Genomic DNA, 18,615 nt, shown 5'->3' with positions numbered 1-18,615 from the left:
TGTTTGTGTGGTAACTACATTCTACACGAGGTCGTTATGGGCTTCCTTTATATTGACTTCTAGGTGTTGCACTTAATATTACAATCCGTCATTTAAATAGAAGCTCCTTATAAAATAAGCTGCCTTGTGGAAACTATCACCGACACATAATAACCTTCTCAAAACACCTTAGATTACATTATCCCCTAGTTTAAGTGACAGAAATAATAAGATATTTTAATGACCATATTCACTCAATTCTTTAAATAACTCTTCACCATTTTCTTTAATTCCCGTTCTATATTTTGAAGGGATTTTTTGACCGCACCTAGTAAACCATGTGTCAAAAGTATTTTGCCATTCTAAAACCCTATCCTTCTTAATACTTAAGTTCGCATCTGCCTTATACTTTCTAGAAAGCATCAATAAAATATCTATATGAACTAACATAACCTGATATGGTTTCTCAGTTTTCTTCAACCACTCATTGCTTTCTTCATTTTTTTTAATTGCCAAATTAAAATAATGGGCATTTTCTAACTCTGCAGCTTCATTACCATCTGGTGCTGTACTAAATATTTTCATAATTCCCTCCACACACGCACACTTTATCTAATTGTTAACAATATTCGCACTACAAACTATACTATTCTTCCGCTGCCTCATTAAGCCAATCTAATATATTTTCCCTCTTATTAAGGCGTAAAGCTCTGATTATATTTGTTTCATCAGGAGGCATTACCTCAACGTTCACGTACACTTTATTTCTCGGTTGTGTCAATGAAAATAGTCCTTTATTATCTATTTTTTCCATAGCCAAAACCATAGCTTCTAATCTAAAGTCCACTTCTTTAAACCATTTAATTTCATCAGTATAGTCAAGTATACGCTCATTAAATAGTTCTCTTACAGTTTCAAAATTCTCGTACCCAAAATTCCAATATGGTGAATCTGCATATGACCATTTTATTAATTCAGCATCTGCCTTTGCATATTTTTTAGCGACCGTCTCCAACGCTTCTAAAGACCATGCAGAAATAACTGGCGCAACAGCCTCCCCTGTTGTCACCAACGCACAATAATAATAATTTTCTTGATTTTGAAATAAACTTAAAAATGATTTTTCCGTTGCAATTGCTATTTCGTCAGCTAATATTTCGAGGTCATCATTATACATATAAATTCCTTTCTTGTATGAATATTCTTTACATCGATCCAATATATTTTTAATCAGCGTCAGCAATTCCCAAATAATTCATACTCCTCTTTTGATGTAAGTGTGAATTTTTCACAAGTGAATCCACCGAATTTTTAATTTGTTTTTAAATTATTATTTTCTGCAGAAATGTTCATCCAACATAAAACTATCTTTATTTGTCTAGATCTACAGTCCAATCAATCTCTTCGTTAAATCAATTACACAATTTTGTTGAACCATTATCCATTTTCAAAGGGATTTCTCTTGCCCACATTTTAATGTCACTTATGAACATCTCTTTTTCAAGCCCTTCAAAGTTGTGTTTTTCTAACGCCCTGTTTAGAAACTCTAAAAATAGATTCCCCAAATAATACCTCTGTTCTACTTTATACATTTTTTCATATTCTTCTACCGTAACTGCCATATCGATTGTCAAATAGTTATCTTTTTTATTATATCTAATAAATGATTTTCTTTCATAGGATTCAGGTAAGCATCTAAAGGCTATCCCGATTGAAACATCGACATTCCTATATTTTGAATTTATATTAGATTCCAATGCGTGTGCTAATTCACTAGCTAATTCATCAACTCTCGCACCTGCAGTGTCTGAAACTATTGAAAAATCCATAAAATGCACCTCTTCTTTAAAACTAGTAAAAAGCCGTACATTTTCACCATACACTTTTAATTCTCTCATCAGCAATATACGTAATCTATTATCAAGAAATGTTTCGGTTCATTACTATTACATATACTTATTCAAAGGCTCAATGACAAAATCATATTCATCTATGCTTTTAGAAAAATCAAAAAGCAGTAAGTTTTCCATACCAAGGAAGTTCATTGCATCCCTCTCCTTTTAGGTATAAATCATTCAGAAAAAAGCTCTATTGCCTTTTCCTGTAACTCAATACCGATTCCCTCTAATTCCTCCAAAAACTTATCGTCAAAATACCCTGCTTAAAATGAAAATGCACTATTGATATCGACCATAGCGATTGCTAATTTTTTAGGAACTGTCTCTTTATCTTTATAGTATTGAGTTAAAACATTTAGTGCCTCTCTCACTTGATTTAATAAATCAGAATCTAATTCCCTATACGTTCTTATTTTTACTGGAACTGAATTTTCACTTACTAACCCATCATAAATTATAGCAATTGCTTCTTCTGTACCCATAAGCCCGCTCCCCATATGAATTCTAATAAAACTTATCTTTCATCTCTCTAAAGAGTCATTATTTCATGTTGTATTTTCTATATTGAGCATCAAAAAAACGACATTAATAAAAAAACCACTTAATTAATAGAGGCTACTTCTAACTACTTTGCTTGCGCATTTTGCTCTTTATCATTTAACTGCTTTATAAATAGCATCACTTTGTTCATTAATTCATTTAAATCTGAAAAAAAATAGTTTTCATTAATAAAATTTTCATTATTTTTCAAATCTATAGCTTCAAAATACACTGATTTCTCTTCCCAAAGCGTTAGTCTTGCAATAGAAATATTACTATCGAAATCTATTTTTAAACAATAATAGTGATTACCATTTGGATGAAGTATATGTTCGATTTTAAATGGACTAGGAGATATTAATGACGACTTACCTGCTGTAACAAACCATTCTTCAAAATCTTTTAAGATATTTTCACTTTCCTGCATCAATTTTTTCTCCTTTGAAACAACATTCTTCACAACAAGCAAGTCAGGAATCGGAAAACCTTCTCATACTAATCACAAGTGCAAAAAAACCGAATTTAATTCTGCTTTTCAATTGGAATACCAAAGACTTGGAATATATAATCTTTCTCTTGTTCCTTTGTAGCAATACCAGTAGTTATACCACCTTCTTTTGTCCCTTGAATAAACCACATATCATTATGGTCTTTATCCACCATTTTAAAATCACCTTGTTTCCAACGATTTAATATATCTAAATATTTATCACTGTGTTCGTATCCATCTTTATTTTCCTCTACCATTTGCAGTAAAGTTTCTATTCTCTCCGGTGTAATCATAATGGATGATTCTTTCTCATCTGCAATAATTTTTTGATGTGACATTTCTTGAATAACTTCTTGCATTAGATTATCAATAAAGGGTTCATCTCCACTTTTCCATTCATCAATCTTTTTGGAATACGTAGTATTTTCCCATCCAAAATTCGTATCCACTGTCGATACAAACTTTTCCTTATTATTTTCTTTTGCAATTGATTGACCGCTAGTTAATTCCCTCTTGGCACTTTTAGAGTTTTCGTTTTCATAGTTCTTATTCATAATCAAAAACGTACCACCTATACTCAATAATGCTGTTAAAACAACTATACCTAAAACATGAACAAACTTCATTTTTTTACCACCTTTATAGATAATTATCCCAGAACACTATGCAAACACCAGCGCAATAACAGTAACACACTATGATAACCCTTTGGAGCCTTATCAGATGTCGACAAACGATACTTTCTAAAACCCATGGATAAAGAAGTGAGTTAGGATTACATACAATTTTTCACCATTCTCGTTCTCTAAGAGCTTCTTCTATATCGATATCAATCTCAAAATATTGTAAAATTCTTTCTACTGTTAAGCCGATTGAATCCCGTGCAAACGTTTCAATTTCACTGCCATTTTCATAAAACTCATCCTGTAGCTCATTGATCGCTATAGTCATTTCGTCTAATTTTTCCTGGATTTCTTCTTTTGTATGAGTGCCCTCCTCAATAAAATGTACTACATTAACAATATGCAATTTAAGTTTATCTACTAAAAATGATGGAAAGAAAGAATCTTCATACATATCCTCTAGATAGTTGAATTCAGAATCAAGTTTCTTCACAATGTTTCCTCCTTTGATATACTTCGGAACCCCAGAGCGCCACATTTCTTCTACTGTTTTTAACGAATAGTTGTCTTCACCAAGCAATCGTTGTTCTTTTAATGGATCGATCCAACGGCTATTCTCAATCGATAAAATTAAGCGACGTACAAATTCGTAACCAGTGTTATATCCAGTAATTTCATAGTTATTCAAAATATTCGGATCTTTCCTATCGATATTATACTGAACAATTTCATTACCCATAATACCCTGATCTCCTACTGCTGGATCAATTCTCACCAAATTGTATATTAGTTCATCATCTCTGAATTCTGAGCGATTTCCCCACTGTCCTCTGTCACTACTAATAAAGATCTCGGGTATAGGGATATTCAAGTTAGGTTTTACATCTTTCACCTTTCCGACAGAACACTTTTTAAAAAAATCTTTTAAAACCATACATACCCCAAAAGGTTTTAAATCATTTAAGTCAAGTGGCTTCTCATAAAAATTATTACTTTCACTCGTAATATTAAAAAATGCAACATATGGACTTTCTAATAATTGAGCAACGATATATAAACTATCTTTTAATTGAATTGAATGTATATCGTTTTTCTTCCAACTAAACCTTTTTAACATAACTACACCCATTCTTATTTTTTGTAATTCAAACTATTCTTTTAACTAGTATTTATGTTGATTTAATCCATCCATTAAGATCTCCTATTCTCCTATCTACAATGGATAATAACTTTTAACATGTATCTGTCATACCAGTAAATTTATACATAATAACCTCCTGATGGTGGGAAATATTTCATTAACATTTCCTGCAGAGAGTTATGTAGTAATTCCACTTCCCAAGAATCGTGCCAAAAAATAAATATATTACCCTCTAAATTCATTAAAATAGGATTCCCTGAGCCATCATTTGAAATAACATAGGCACCTTTCAATTCTTGTGGGATTGTATCTTCTCCACCTTTTTTAAACCAATGTGTAAGTTCGACTCCAGTAGTTTTTCCAACATAACCATCACTACATATACTATAATTACCATAAATAGTTTTATATTTCCATGGTGATTATAACATTGTTATAAACGTTTTATGTAATAGTAGTAGCCAAGATGCACTAAGCGTCTTGGCTACTACTATTACAAATTCTTTTTTAAACACACTAAAAACTCAATCATGCCATTTTCTATTTTGGCCGTTGCATTTCCACCTAATTTTTCTGCTAGCAGCTTGACAATAGATAGCCCTAGACCCGTATTTTTACGTCTGGAATTGTCTGTTGTATAAAATCGATCAAAGAGCTGGTTAGGATTTAGTTGAATATTTTCGTCAATCGGATTTTGAAAACAGATATATGCATGTTCTTCTTCTAACCACATCTTAATCGTTACATCCCCTTGCGCATGCATGATGCTATTTCGTACTAAGTTTTGCACAATGCGTAACAGCATTTCTTCATCAGAGTTAATAATGAGCGGCTCAAAATTAGGTAAGTTGACGGCTATTCCTTGTTGTTCAAATTGTGCAAAGGCACCAGCAATCTCTTCAAATACGATATTTGATATATTAATACGTTCCTTTTTGGGTTGATCTTCATTACTATGCAAATAGGAATATTCAAAAAACGTTGCTAATAATTGCTCTAGTCTTCCAACATGTTTTTGTGCGACTTCAAGCTTTGCAAGTTGCTTTTCTGTTAAGGGTTCTTTTAATAGCATTTGTTGATAGCCCTTTATCGCTGTTAGCGGCGTACGAAAATCATGAGAAATGTTTGAAATCATTTCCTTGTAGTATTTTTCTTCCCGCTTAATATACGACCTTGATTTCTGCGATTCTATTAATATGCGATTTATATTTGCCACTAGTTGGTTTATTTCTTTATTTAGGAGCTCTACGCTAATTGGCTGTGTATATTGCTGATGTAGACGTTGTGACAATTGTATGTTCATCAATCGTAGTTGCCTTTGAATATAAAAAATATAAAATAGTAATCCTACAATGACTACAATTGCCACTATCCACATTCCCTACATCCCCTTACCTGATTTCTGCTTTTCTAAATGTCATGAATGTTAAATATATAATTACTACTATAAAGATGACACAAATGGAAACGGCCGAAAATATATCACCTTTACTCATGCTTAAATTAATCGTAAGATACTCCGCTGAATATGGTGTGAAGGATAATACTTTATCTATAATCACAAATGAATCCTGAAAACTAGCGACCTGCCCAAAGAACATGGACATCATGTAATAGGCAGCTACTACAAGCACCGATTTTCTTAAGGCAAACGCCAGTAAAATACAAGTCGTTAACTGGGCAAGATAAACCATTGTCATGGTGATCATTATTGTTACGTATTCGCCAAAGCTACCACTAGTAGTCGAAGTTAGAATGCTTAAAAAACCGGCCGCTTTCCCACCCATACTAAACGTGCTGTCCATTGATAAACCAATTATTGTCACAATGATATACGGGCTTACAAGAACAAAAAGTAAAATCCAGAAAACAATCGCTTTACTTATGACAATTTGGATTCTTGCAAAGCCGCTTATAATTGGATGATGGATATTTTTTGTATCAAAATCTGAACAAATAAGTGTAGTGGCTAGTACTGCGCCTACTATTGACATCGTATTCATATCAGATAGTAAAAAACCAACGTTGCTGATGCTTTCATTTATTGAATTATTGCCAATCCCATAGGCAATACTAAACATTGCTGTTGCAGAACATGTTGTAAGAGCCAGTAAGACCCAAAATATTTTGGATTTAGTTGTTTTATAGAGGTAAGCACGTACTAAATTAAACATGGTGCTCACCTCCAATTAACGTAAGGAAGTAGTTCTCTAATGTGTCTCCTTGTAGACTAAATTCCGTAAGTGTTACCCCATTTTCAAATAAGGCGGTTGATACGTCCCCAAGTTCCTCTAAGAAATCATACAATTTAATCGTTTTATTAGGCATGACTTGAAAGTTTTGTGTTTTAAGAACTGTTTCTAAAACATGTGCACATTGTTCGGGAGCTGTACAACCAATGCGAATATAATGTCTACATTCTTCGTCGAGCTGTTGTTGCGTCATTTGTTTCATAATTTTCCCTTTATGAATAATGATATAATCAGTTGTTGTTTGATAAAGTTCCGGTAAATTATGACTCGAAATTAGAATCGTCATCTGTCGCTCTTCGCAAAGACGTGTTAAAAGCTGACGAATTTCAACAACACCTATAGGATCTAACCCATTCACTGGCTCATCTAAAATCAATAGCTCTGGGTTAGTTAATAACGCAATAGCAATGCCCAAACGTTGTTTCATGCCTAGTGAAAAATGCTTAGCTTTCTTATTGTTTGTGCTCGTCAATCCAACCAATTGCAGTATTTCATCCTCTAGCTCCTCATTCGGAATCCCACGCATTAAACGATGATATTTAAGGTTACCTTTTGCAGTCATATCAGGACTAATCGCTGGTTGTTCAATCATGCTGGCAATACGTTTTCGTTGCTGCTGTATTTCCTTGTCAGATGATTTTCCAAATAACTCAAATGAACCTTCTGTTTGAAAACTAATCCCTGAAATAATCTTCATTAAGGTTGATTTACCCGCACCATTTTCACCAATAAGCCCATATATACGCCCTTCTTTTAATTCGATCGATACGTCGTGAAGTACTGAATGCTTTTTATATGTTTTCGTTAATTGATTCGTTTTTAATATGGTTTCTCCCATATTAAGCACCTCCCTTTCATATTCATAGATTACTCATGAAAGGTATAGATAAAGTAAAGATGGCGTATAGATTACGGATAATTTATGGACGTAAGCGATAACCAAGCCCTCGAAGCGTCTCGATATAATCCGCTTGCGGGTTTTTTGTCTTTAATTTATGTCGAAGATTACTAATATGGATTTTAATAATATGTTCATCCCCTAAATATTCTTCCTGCCAAATGGATTCATATAAATTTGCTTTCGTGAATACTTTCTCTTGGTTTGTCATAAATAATTCGAGCAATAAATATTCCTTTGCAGTTAGCAAGACCTCTTCACCACTCACTGTAACTCGCTTAGCGACATCATCCAATACTATGTCTTTGTATTGTAGCTGCTTCATTGGTGTAGCTTGTTTTTTAACACGACGTAATATCGATTCAATACGGGCAAGAACCTCACCAAGATCAAAAGGTTTTGTAATATAATCGTCCGCTCCTAATCGAAGCAAATCGATTTTTGTTGATACTAAATCTTTAGCTGAAATCATAACAACAGGTACATCCGAAATAGCGCGAATTTCTTTTAGTAATTCATCCCCACTTTTATAGGGAAGCATAATATCAAGAAGCACTATATCAAACTCATTTTGCAGAAATGCCCGGTGACCTTCTATACCATCCATCACACTTGTTACCTGATAATCTGCTTGCACAAACAATTCGGTTAACATCGCATTTACATCTTCATGATCCTCAACCATCAAAATTCTCAATACAATCACACCTTTGTTAAAATATTCCTATTGATATTATATAAAACTTTATATCGTTCAACATTAAATTTTTAATAGCTATCACCCTAACGTGGGTTGATTTCCGTTCGACTGGGTACTTTGTAGCTGCCGCTTCGCTTTCGCTACAGGGGGCGTCCAGTCTCAACTCCAATCAACTTACATGACATAGGTTTTACTAACGACTTCTCTACTTTTGATATGAACCATTAATATTGCTATGAAATCGATAAGTAATTCTCGGGAAGGTTGACAATAATTTTACAAATAATCCCTCGTCTGAAATAAACATAATAGCTCTTCTGGAATTTTTACTGAATCCTTATAAAAAAGATATACAGGAACACTTTGCAAAGCTAATTCATCGAAGGGAACGATATTAAACCGACCTTCCATGCGCTCTCTTCTCACAATCATCCGTGGCAAAAATGACATGCCTAGTCCATCTTTTATTAAGCGCTTTACCACATAGGATTGGGATATGGACACTTGCTTGGTCACTACATATTTTTCCTGTAGTTTATGTAATAAATCCTCCCAAATAGTTGGGTGATGGTGTGTAAATAAAGTGTAGGTTTGAAATAATTCCTCATAATCAATATAAGCTCCTGTCTCATCATCGAAAGCATCCAGGGGAATAACCAATTCTAAAGGACTCTCTACAAGAAGCTCTTGGTGCCAATGGCGGTAACGTGTTGGCAATAAGGAAATACCAATATGCGCCTTATCACTATTTATTAAATCCTCAATTTTTGCTGAATCCTCTACTAGAATCGATATTTCAATGGCAGGATTTTCATTGATAAACTGATAGATAACATGAGGCAATATCGTCTCCACCATTAAAGGAGTCATTGCAATCACTAGTTTTTCTTCAATACCCTTTGTTGCTAACTGAAAACGTTCAATACTTTTTTCCCATTGATGAATGATTTGCTGAGCTTCTATTAGAAAAAGCTGTCCTGCCTCCGTCAATTGCACACGATTTTTTTCACGTTTAAATAATTTAACATTCAAAAAGTGTTCTAGCTGATGAATATGAACTGTAATACTTGGCTGCGATAAATGAAGTTCTTCTGCGGCTACTCGAAAATTACAAGATTTAGCGGCTACTACAAAAGACTGTATCCATTTATAATCCAAAATCTCACCCCATTCATTAATGTTGTTAATCAACTTCATTAACTATATTTAATTTACTAAATTATCCAACAATAATAAACTAAAAATAGAATCGATTACTTTTACACAAAGGGGAGAATCGTATGTTAGCTAAATTAAGTAAGCAATTTCGTACTTTTGCAAAAAATGAATGTGAAAATTCAAGTCCACTGTATGAACATTTAGCGAATAAAATTGCCGATGATGATGAACTCTTAAAAATTGCTGCATTAATACCCCAAGGACAACCTGTACCAAATTTATTATTAGCTGGCGTTCAATATTTACTGCCATCATCAAATGATGAATTAGTTAATTTTTATCCATCCTTAACAATAACACCTAAAGCAATAAATAAAGTGTACCCTGTTTTTAAAGCATTCGTCTTGTCCCATTCAGAAGAATTGAAGATTTTATTTCAAGAAAAACTTGTCCAGACTAATGAGATTCGCCGTTGTACTTACCTTTACCCGATGATGACAGAAATTTATGAACGCCATCAAAAACCACTAGCCTTCATAGAAATCGGGGCAAGTGCAGGACTTCAACTTGGAATGGATCAATACAATTACTGCTATAATCATCAGCTTCATATAAACAATTCAAATAGTGCTTTCGTCTTGTCCTCAGAAAATCGGGGACAACCGCTTCCAGCTTCCATTTCAAATGCGCCAGTTGTTTGTAAGCGAGTTGGTATCGATTTAAATCCTATTGATATTCATAACGAGGAAGAGCTTCGTTGGTTACAGGCATTAATTTGGCCAGAGCATCAAGAACGTAGACTTTTATTAAATCAAGCACTTCCTATTTTAAAAGAACTCGATTTAGAGCTGATAAAAGGAGATGCTATTAAACTTATAAAAGAGATTAGTAGAGATATAAATCAAGATGCGCTATTAGTTGTTTATCATACGCATGTGGCCAATCAAATCCCAATAGAATTACGCCTTGAACTAATTGAACAATTAAAAGAGATCAGCATGGAACGACCTCTCTACCATTGTTATAACAATTTATTTGATATGCTATTGCATCAAGATTTTATTGATCGAGGAGAAATAACATCTATACGCATACTAGAACGCCCTGATGGTCATGCTCGGTGGTTTAAGTGGTCCAACCAAAACTAAACATTAAAACGAAAAAACGCTGCATAAGATTTAATCTCATGCAACGTCATAAAATATGGTCCTCCGACAAAACGAGGGGTTGATCTCCGTTCCGACTGGGCGCTTAACTGAGGGCTTCGGGCTATTTATTTCGCGGTATATTTTTTAATCACAGGTAGAATATCGTTCCCTATAATTTCGATATTTTTCATTAATTTATCGAATGGCACACCGCCAAAATCAATTTGTGCCATAAATCGTTGCATACCATAGAGCTCATATTGATATAGTAATTTTTCAATAATTTGTTCCTTACTGCCGACCATTAAGGCGTCTCGTGTATCTGGCGCTTCCCCAAATTGTTGCTTTGGATAACCAGCGCCCCGAATTGCTTGGAATCCACCATTTAAATGTGGGTACATCCCTTCTAGTGCCTCGTTCGTCGTATCAGCAACATAGAATAGGCTTGTTGTAGCAATCGGTAACTCTTTCGGATCAAAGCCACTTCTCTCTGCTGCTTCTCTGTAGGCATCTACTGATGGCTTAAAGTTAGCTGCGGGGCCACCTAATGTCGTTAGCATCATCGGAATGCCTAGATAGCCTGCTTTAATAGCACTAGCAGGTGGTCCACCAACAGCTCGCCAAATTGGCAACGACCCATTTTTAGGTTGTGGCAAAATTTGCGCATTGTGAAGTGGTGCACGGAATTGCCCTTCCCAAGTGACCAGTTCGTTGTCATTTATTTTTTTCAATAACTCTAATTTTTCTTCAAAAATTTCTTCATAATCCTTTAAATCCACGCCTAGTAATTGATATGCTCCAACACGAGAGCCACGCCCAGCAACTATTTCTGCACGTCCATCTGAAATTAAATCAATCGTCGCAAAATCTTCATATACACGTACTGGATCAGAGACACTTAATACCGTCGCAGAGCTTGCTAATTTGATTTTTGATGTAGCTTGTACGATTGCTCCTAAAACAACCGTGTGTGCCTGTGTAGTAAAGTACGATTGATGACTTTCACCAACAGCAAAAACATCAATACCTGCTTGTTCAGCTAGCTGACTAGCTTCAATTAACTCTTGGATTCGTTGCTGAGCCGAAATACGTTCACCAGTTAATGGATTTGGAATGTGATCCCCTAATGAATACAAGCCAAATTCAATGCCTTTTGATTGATCAATGCGATATTTTTCCATGATTATAATCTCTCCTTAATCTAGTGGCTCTAAAATAGCTTCGATTTCTGCACGTCTTTCTTCTAAAAATGGTGGGAGATCAAGTTCTTTACCAAGATCCCCTACTGCCGAATCAACTGTAAACCCTGGGCCATCTGTTGCCATTTCAAATAAAATTCCATTACGATCTCTAAAATAAAGACTTTGGAAATAATAACGATCCACAATGCCAGTACTATCAAAGCCTTGCTCTTTAATTTTGATGTCCCACTGTTGCAATTCCTCCACTGTTCCGACACGTAGTGCAAGATGATGAATACTACCACGACCAGGTTTCTCACTTGGCCCTTCTAATTCTTTAACGACGATTTCTCCAAGTACTTCACCGGGAATGGATTGCAATACTGCTTCTTTTTCACTTTCTTCAACAGCTGTGTAGTTAAATAGCTCTTTTAATACGTTAACTGTCCGTTGCAAGTAACGAACTGTCATTTCAACTGTCCCCATCCCTAAAATACGATGTTCGGCAGGGATATCAGAGCCGACCCATGGTTGCCAATGAGCTGGTGTTTCATGACCATGATTGTTTAAAAGCACCATTCTTAACCCTTCATGATCCTCAAAAAATAAAGCATCTTTCCCTGCATATGTTGTTATTTCACTATGTTCAACCTCTAACTGTTGAAAACGATTTTTCCAATATTGCAGACTGTCATAGCTTGGCACTAGTAGTCCAATACGTGTAATGGCATTTGTTCCGCGAACTGTTCGTCCTGCTACAGGCATTTCAAAAAATGTTAATTCTGTACCCGGTGCTCCTGTTAAGTCTCCATAAAATAAGTGATACATGGAAGGCGAATCTTGGTTAACTGATTTCTTTACACGACGTAAGCCGAGAATTTTTGTGTAAAAATCATTATTACGTTTGCCGTTTTTTGTTAGCATTGATATATGATGATGTCCACTTAATTTGTTCATGAATGTTTCCTCCTCGTTTTCACTTGACTAAGCAAGTGATAGTGTAAAAAAATCACGCTGGTGGTAATTTTTTATCGCGACTATGCTTCTCTATTTTCGACATTAGTGTATTTAAAGTTTTCATTTCTTCTTCTGTTAATACTTCTTCAAAAAATGAAGATTGAAATTGTAGCTGACTTGGAGTTGCCGCATCAATCATCTGCTCGCCTTTAGCTGTTAGTGAGATTGTTTTAGTCTTCCAATTTTGCTTGCGTTCAATAAGTCCCTCTTTTTCAAGACGAGCAAGCATCCGAGACATACCACCTTGTGTTACTATCACTTTCTCTGCTAATTGGGATTGCGTTATCGGTGCATATGTCTTTATTTGAATAAGGACATCAAATTGTGCAGTCGTTAAGTCAAAGCGCTTTAGAAACTCATTGGATAGCTGGTTACTTTGATTTGTAAAGCGCATCATCCGAATCCAGGTCAGTGATCCGAGCGTGTGTTTTCGCATCGCTTCCTCCTCCTCTCATTCATCACTTTACAACGCAAGAGATAAATAAGCAAGAAAAATATCTCGAATTCAAGATGTTTTTCAGTGTGAAGCTCACACTATATAATGCCATGGGTCGTAATTGGATATAAGTTTCCTTTAAAGGCAAACGAAATTCTCCCTGTTTCTTCAGACACTATCAAGACAAGCGCATCACTTACTTCACTTAACCCTAATGCTGCTCGATGTCTTGTGCCTAATTTCTTTTCCCCCGTATATATCTCTGACAGTGGCAGTACATTTGCTGCTGACTTAATTTGATTTTGGCTTATTAAAACTGCGCCATCATGAAGTGGATTTCCAGGAAAAAAAATAGATTCTAATAAGGAATGTGTTACTTCTGCTCCAATATGAATACCTGGCTGTATAATCGATGTCACAGAATCCTTCCGTTCAATCACAATTAGTCCACCGTGTCTTCTTTTAGACATATTTTGTACGCAATGCGAAAGCTCAGGATATTTTTCAGTAAACGGGGAAAGATAGCAATTTAAATAAAATGTTGCAGCTTTCATTTCAATCGTTACAAATTTCTCTTTAATTTTTTCAAAATTTCCAAGAAGACAGTTTGCATCCGTATCCATTGCTTCTACACTTTGCTGTAATGAATGTATGACCTGCAGAAGCTCTTCCTTTAATGTTTGTTTCATTGGTGAAAAATCACAATTTGTTGGATCCACAAAAAACACCCCGCTGTTCAAATTTTTTATGAAACAACTCATATTTATTTTTAGTTTCTCTAGATGGAATTATTTTATTCGCTTTGGGTTTCATTCAGTCTACTTTCTCAATAAATTAATTCTGAAAATGTAATTTAATGAAACGAGTAATCTTACAAACACAAAAAAACACGTGTATCCATTAGATTAACTAAAGAATACACGTGTTGTCATTTAGTTTACATTTGTCCAGTACGGATTTTCTTGACGATTTTGAATGTTGTGTAGGCAGCAGCTGGTGCAAGCACTACAATAAAAATAAGCCAAACCGTTAAGTTGTCCGTCGCTTTTAATGTGTCATAATTTGAGATAACAAACATAATTAGTCCAAATAGTAATAAATAGCTCAGCACATTGGGAAAAATAACGATTAAACGCAATAATGCTGGTGGCATCTTTTGCTGATTCATATAAACCACTCCCCTTTAATCAATTATACAAAAATTAACTATTAACCGCATTATAATTCTTCTATATTCCAAATTTCCGTTCTACAACTATTACTATTTTGTATTTGATTTCTTATAACTTGAAAGGTAGAGACGATTTGTTGCTATCCTACTAACAGAGCAGTTTACAATGCGGTATTGGTTTCGCTGACTGTCGAAAATCAACTCTATTAAAAGACTAATTTTCAGGTATATATTTGTTACTCCCAGGGAGTTTCTTAATTTTATTCCAAGCTTCAATCGCTTCTGCACGACTTTTGCCTTTATTTTTTGAGTCAGAGAAAAAGTCACGAATGAATTGATTGTATTCAAACTGAGGGGGAATTTTCTTCTGGTGTGACGGGTCTTTCTTGCGTTTTTCTTCTTCATACCAAGCATCCACAACATCACGATACGTTTTTCCAATATTGTTTTTAATATAGTTTTGGATATAGGTAGAAAAATGAAACTTTGGTATTACTGTCTTGAAAAATGCTCTCACATCTTGACTACAACGATGATTTTCCGTAATGACTGTATCAAGACTTAGTTCACTGTTAGTTTGAGGCTTATTATTAGCCTTAGAATTTCTTTGTGGTTTTTTTATCTTTCCTGTCCGAAGAAAAGTCTCAATTCTATCAGAAATCTCTATCTTAGAACCCGACGCGCTTATTCCATTATCTCTACAAAATGATTGCAATTCTTCTTTTAACCAATAAAAATCCTTAAAATTTTGACTACTAATCTCTTTTGTAAGAATAGGTCTCATTCATAACACTCCTTATGTATACACTTTCATATTATAGAACGTTTGCTCTTTAATGTAATCAAATTTTTAGAGCAACAAACTTTACGAAAACAGCTACTTATAAAAACAAGAGCCTTGCTACAGTTTATTGTAGTAAGGCTCTTTGTTGAAGTGTAAACATTCACAAACCAATTCGAGTCAAACTTTTAATGCTTAGTGTTTTATCAAGACTTTTGATTAATTTATTCAAAGTTAATTAGGCTTATTTCTTTAAATACATGTATGCAAAGATACAACTACCAAATAAAAAACAATGTTGCGATTGTTTGTCTATTTATTTTGTTGTTTTAGGATAGTTCAGCAACTGTTATCAACTAATATTAAGACCCATTTTAAATTAGCAATAATATGATTTAATGCATATCCACGCAATCATGATTTACAAAATCGATTTTAAAAATGATTTTACTGTTAGATAGCGTTGCTTGAGCTGAATATTCTAATTGTTCAATAAGGCTTTTAACGGTAGCTAGTCCTAGCCCAGTACCTGAAAAGTTTTTGTCACGAGAGCTTTCTCCAACATAAAATGGCTGCCATATTCTAGATATATCTGTAAGAGTGGTATCATTACTAATTTCGAACACTCCGTCTTGACCAAAGAAAATCTGAATTTCATCTCCAGAAGCATATTTGACTGCATTACTAATCATATTTTCAAATATGAAATGTACTTTATCTTGTTCAGTCGACAGCATAAATTTAGTAACTTCAGTTTTAAAATAAATATGTTTATCTCCTTGTATGTGTCGATAGTTATCCAGTATCTCATTTATCAACTTTATTAAATCAAAGTTTGTTTTATTAGAATCGTTTTCTTCTGTTTTGGCGAAATAAAGCATATCTGTAATTATTTTTTCCATTCTATCAACTTGCTTGTTAATGGTTGCAAGATAAGTTCCATCATCCATACCATCTTCAATTCCACTGGAATATACTCTAACTAATGCTAAAGGAGTTTTAAGCTCATGTGTTAAACCTATCATAAATTGCTTTAAGTCAATGTTTCTTTTTGATAAATCCTGTTGCGCTTTTTCAAGTGTCTTACTCATTTTATTAATACTTCTTGCAAGATCCTCGATTTCATCTCCTGTCCGAATTTCAGCCTGTTTAAAATCCAACTCGCCAATTTCTTTTGCAACTTTTTTGAGTTCATTTAACGGCCTTGTTAGTTTTCGAGATAAAAAGGCAGTAATAATAATAATCAGCAAGATACTGACTATCAAAAAGAATATGTTAAAACGATTAATAAAATTAGCTATCTCAATAAAATTAGCCATCGAGGCTCCAATCATTATTAGCTGATAATCATCTTTTGAATAATGTGCGATAAAACTGGACTTTTGTTTTCCTTGATTGTAAACCTTGCCTACAATTTTATCCTCATTAACTTTTTGTAATACTTCTTCGGAAACCCAAAATTTATTAAGTGCAATATGTTCTCTGGCAAGTTGCTGTTTTAAATTTTCATTCAGGACATTAATATTATCTTTTAGCGATACTGAAAGAATAGTTACATCAAATTGATCCTCCACCAAACTCTTATCCTCAAATTCCTGATATACTGAAAAAGCATTAGTTACTTTTTGGTTCAATTGATGAAGATAATATTTTGGTAGAAAAAACTGACTTATCGTAAGTGAGATACTAAATGTGATGATAACAACAAGAGTTATATAAATAGTTAATTTTGTTCCAATTTTTCGTTTCATTCTCTTGTACTATATCCAACTCCTCGATGTGTTTGGATAATATCCTCTCCAATTTTTTCACGTAGACGCCGAATATGTGTATCTACCGTCCGCGGATCACCCTCGTAGTCCATTCCCCATATTAAATTAAGTAGTTGATCTCTCGTTAATATTTGTCTTCTATTTTGGCTAAATATACGTAAAAGCTCGAATTCAGTCTTTGTTAAAATCAATTCATTTCCAGATATCCATACACGTTTGCTTGAAATATCAAATGAAACATCGTTTATTCGTTGAATGGATTCCATTTGCAACAATTTTTTCGCCCTCATTAATAAAACTTTTGGATAAAATGGTTTATTTACATAATCATCAGCGCCATCAGATAAGGCAATAAATTCATCTTCTCCAGTATCTCTAGCCGTTAGTATTAATACTTTAATTTTTTGAGTCTTCTTCATTTCGCGGCAAACTGTAATCCCATCTTTTTCTGGCATCATCCAATCCAAAATGGCCAAATCAATTTTTTCATTATAGAAAATATCAAGTGCCTCTGAACCATTTGTAGCCGTAAATACCGTAAATCCTTCCTTTTTGAAATAACTTTGTAAAATCTTTAACATATCTAGTTCATCATCAGCGATAAGTATATTCATTATATTTATCTCCTAATTGTCATATTTCCCTAAATTATACTGTTCTATAATAGCAATTAATTTTTCTGGATACATAGGATCTGTGGAATAGTGGTTTTTTTTCAAAGCATGGGCTGCTTCCTGATAATTCGCTGCAGCAAGAACATCATAATATTGATGCTTATTCCAACTCGTTCCTTCTAAAATTAATTTAGTATGGTCAATAAACGCACTTTTCAAATCTGGATAAGCTCTAAATTCAGTTTCAATTGTATAACTTTTATTATTTTTATATTCCATAGTTGGCATTTTTACTGAATTGCCTTTATAGCTACCTTTTATCCCAAATAAATTATTTGCTTTTATAGCTAATTCACTTTTGCCATAATTCGATTCTAATATAGCCTGTGCAATTGTTATACTCGGAAGCACTCCTCCTGTTTGTTGGTTTAATTCTACAGCTATAGGAGCAATTTCATCTATAAAATGAATTTCTCCATTTTCTTTCTGAAATAGTCTTATAAAAAATACAGAAAGTAAAACTAAACTAACTACTAGTATAATTATTGACACTTTAGATTTTCTATATTTGCAGATTCTTTTCATTATATAACCTCTTTTTAAATGAATTTATACATGTATTTTAAAAGAGGAATGTTACAGTAATTTGACAAAAGAATAATATTAGATAAAAAACTTAAATAGGTTTAAGGAATACGTTGTTCACTTATTTCTATAATAAAAAAGAGGCTGGGACATAACTAGCTTCAATTAGTGAGAAATCCGAATTTGAATGAATTCAAATTCGGATTTCTCTATTTTTTATGTTGTCTCCAT

Annotated in this window: 22 protein-coding genes; 1 reads left to right on the top strand and 21 read right to left on the bottom strand. The window is 33.8% G+C overall.

The window, feature by feature from the left end:
- Positions 1–216: 216 nt before the first annotated feature.
- The 12 genes from ACIQ7T_RS27445 to ACIQ7T_RS27390 all read right to left on the bottom strand — a co-directional run bounded on the left by ACIQ7T_RS27445 (position 217) and on the right by ACIQ7T_RS27390 (position 9,679).
- Positions 217–564 carry a hypothetical protein gene (locus ACIQ7T_RS27445; protein ID WP_370083382.1) on the bottom strand — a complete coding sequence of 116 codons (348 nt, stop codon included), beginning with the start codon at positions 562–564 and terminating at the stop codon, positions 217–219.
- 61 nt (positions 565–625) lie between these two features.
- Complete coding sequence (locus ACIQ7T_RS27440) at positions 626–1,156, bottom strand: DUF4303 domain-containing protein (RefSeq protein ID WP_370083383.1); 531 nt, start codon at positions 1,154–1,156, stop codon at positions 626–628.
- 235 nt (positions 1,157–1,391) lie between these two features.
- Positions 1,392–1,808 carry a hypothetical protein gene (locus tag ACIQ7T_RS27435; protein ID WP_370083384.1) on the bottom strand — a complete coding sequence of 139 codons (417 nt, stop codon included), beginning with the start codon at positions 1,806–1,808 and terminating at the stop codon, positions 1,392–1,394.
- A 332-nt stretch (positions 1,809–2,140) separates the two neighbouring features.
- Positions 2,141–2,359 (bottom strand): hypothetical protein, encoded by a 219-nt coding sequence (locus ACIQ7T_RS27430; RefSeq protein ID WP_370083385.1) that lies wholly within the window; start codon positions 2,357–2,359, stop codon positions 2,141–2,143.
- A 143-nt stretch (positions 2,360–2,502) separates the two neighbouring features.
- On the bottom strand, positions 2,503–2,844 hold the full coding sequence (locus tag ACIQ7T_RS27425; RefSeq protein ID WP_370083386.1) for an immunity protein TriTu family protein: 342 nt from the start codon (positions 2,842–2,844) through the stop codon (positions 2,503–2,505).
- A 95-nt stretch (positions 2,845–2,939) separates the two neighbouring features.
- On the bottom strand, positions 2,940–3,533 hold the full coding sequence (locus ACIQ7T_RS27420; protein ID WP_402875192.1) for a DUF6241 domain-containing protein: 594 nt from the start codon (positions 3,531–3,533) through the stop codon (positions 2,940–2,942).
- Between the two features lie 163 nt (positions 3,534–3,696).
- Entirely contained in the window at positions 3,697–4,068 is a 372-nt protein-coding gene (locus ACIQ7T_RS27415; RefSeq protein WP_402875196.1) for a DUF5713 family protein, read from the bottom strand.
- Positions 4,069–5,164: 1,096 nt separating this feature from the next.
- On the bottom strand, positions 5,165–6,049 hold the full coding sequence (locus ACIQ7T_RS27410; RefSeq protein ID WP_402875189.1) for a sensor histidine kinase: 885 nt from the start codon (positions 6,047–6,049) through the stop codon (positions 5,165–5,167).
- A gap of 13 nt (positions 6,050–6,062) precedes the next feature.
- Positions 6,063–6,845, bottom strand: a complete 783-nt coding sequence (locus ACIQ7T_RS27405) for an ABC transporter permease (protein ID WP_370081213.1) — start codon at positions 6,843–6,845, stop codon at positions 6,063–6,065.
- Positions 6,838–7,761 carry an ATP-binding cassette domain-containing protein gene (locus tag ACIQ7T_RS27400; protein WP_370081215.1) on the bottom strand — a complete coding sequence of 308 codons (924 nt, stop codon included), beginning with the start codon at positions 7,759–7,761 and terminating at the stop codon, positions 6,838–6,840. Before ACIQ7T_RS27400 ends, ACIQ7T_RS27405 begins: the two co-directional genes overlap by 8 nt.
- An 82-nt stretch (positions 7,762–7,843) precedes the next feature.
- On the bottom strand, positions 7,844–8,518 hold the full coding sequence (locus ACIQ7T_RS27395) for a response regulator transcription factor (protein ID WP_370081217.1): 675 nt from the start codon (positions 8,516–8,518) through the stop codon (positions 7,844–7,846).
- A 279-nt stretch (positions 8,519–8,797) separates the two neighbouring features.
- On the bottom strand, positions 8,798–9,679 hold the full coding sequence (locus tag ACIQ7T_RS27390) for a LysR family transcriptional regulator (protein ID WP_370081219.1): 882 nt from the start codon (positions 9,677–9,679) through the stop codon (positions 8,798–8,800).
- A 122-nt stretch (positions 9,680–9,801) separates the two neighbouring features.
- Between ACIQ7T_RS27390 and ACIQ7T_RS27385 the strand changes: the two genes are divergently transcribed.
- Positions 9,802–10,827 (top strand): DUF2332 domain-containing protein, encoded by a 1,026-nt coding sequence (locus ACIQ7T_RS27385; RefSeq protein WP_370081221.1) that lies wholly within the window; start codon positions 9,802–9,804, stop codon positions 10,825–10,827.
- 125 nt (positions 10,828–10,952) lie between these two features.
- On the opposite strand, the gene ACIQ7T_RS27380 is transcribed toward ACIQ7T_RS27385, so the two are convergent.
- The 9 genes from ACIQ7T_RS27380 to ACIQ7T_RS27340 all read right to left on the bottom strand — a co-directional run bounded on the left by ACIQ7T_RS27380 (position 10,953) and on the right by ACIQ7T_RS27340 (position 18,384).
- Positions 10,953–12,008, bottom strand: coding sequence for an LLM class flavin-dependent oxidoreductase (locus ACIQ7T_RS27380; protein WP_402875183.1), 1,056 nt, complete (start codon positions 12,006–12,008; stop codon positions 10,953–10,955).
- Between the two features lie 15 nt (positions 12,009–12,023).
- Complete coding sequence (locus ACIQ7T_RS27375; protein WP_402875180.1) at positions 12,024–12,965, bottom strand: ring-cleaving dioxygenase; 942 nt, start codon at positions 12,963–12,965, stop codon at positions 12,024–12,026.
- Between the two features lie 52 nt (positions 12,966–13,017).
- Entirely contained in the window at positions 13,018–13,461 is a 444-nt protein-coding gene (locus tag ACIQ7T_RS27370; protein ID WP_402875177.1) for a MarR family winged helix-turn-helix transcriptional regulator, read from the bottom strand.
- A gap of 98 nt (positions 13,462–13,559) precedes the next feature.
- Positions 13,560–14,180 carry a sporulation-specific diadenylate cyclase CdaS gene (gene cdaS / locus ACIQ7T_RS27365; RefSeq protein ID WP_402875174.1) on the bottom strand — a complete coding sequence of 207 codons (621 nt, stop codon included), beginning with the start codon at positions 14,178–14,180 and terminating at the stop codon, positions 13,560–13,562.
- A gap of 218 nt (positions 14,181–14,398) precedes the next feature.
- Complete coding sequence (locus ACIQ7T_RS27360) at positions 14,399–14,629, bottom strand: acyl-phosphate glycerol 3-phosphate acyltransferase (RefSeq protein ID WP_402875171.1); 231 nt, start codon at positions 14,627–14,629, stop codon at positions 14,399–14,401.
- 217 nt (positions 14,630–14,846) lie between these two features.
- The gene (locus tag ACIQ7T_RS27355; protein ID WP_402875168.1) at positions 14,847–15,416 is read right to left on the bottom strand and encodes a DUF6434 domain-containing protein; all 570 of its coding nucleotides are present in this window, start codon (positions 15,414–15,416) and stop codon (positions 14,847–14,849) included.
- A 392-nt stretch (positions 15,417–15,808) separates the two neighbouring features.
- Positions 15,809–17,164, bottom strand: a complete 1,356-nt coding sequence (locus ACIQ7T_RS27350; RefSeq protein WP_402875165.1) for a sensor histidine kinase — start codon at positions 17,162–17,164, stop codon at positions 15,809–15,811.
- Positions 17,161–17,799, bottom strand: coding sequence for a response regulator transcription factor (locus ACIQ7T_RS27345; RefSeq protein ID WP_402875162.1), 639 nt, complete (start codon positions 17,797–17,799; stop codon positions 17,161–17,163). Before ACIQ7T_RS27345 ends, ACIQ7T_RS27350 begins: the two co-directional genes overlap by 4 nt.
- A 12-nt stretch (positions 17,800–17,811) precedes the next feature.
- Positions 17,812–18,384: a glycoside hydrolase family 73 protein gene (locus ACIQ7T_RS27340; RefSeq protein ID WP_402875157.1), complete on the bottom strand. Its 573-nt coding sequence runs from the start codon at positions 18,382–18,384 to the stop codon at positions 17,812–17,814.
- Between the last annotated feature and the right edge of the window lie 231 nt (positions 18,385–18,615).

It is taken from the genome of Lysinibacillus sp. NPDC096212 (assembly GCF_044763105.1).
Classification (GTDB): domain Bacteria; phylum Bacillota; class Bacilli; order Bacillales_A; family Planococcaceae; genus Lysinibacillus.
This window is presented reverse-complemented; position numbering and strand designations above follow the sequence as displayed.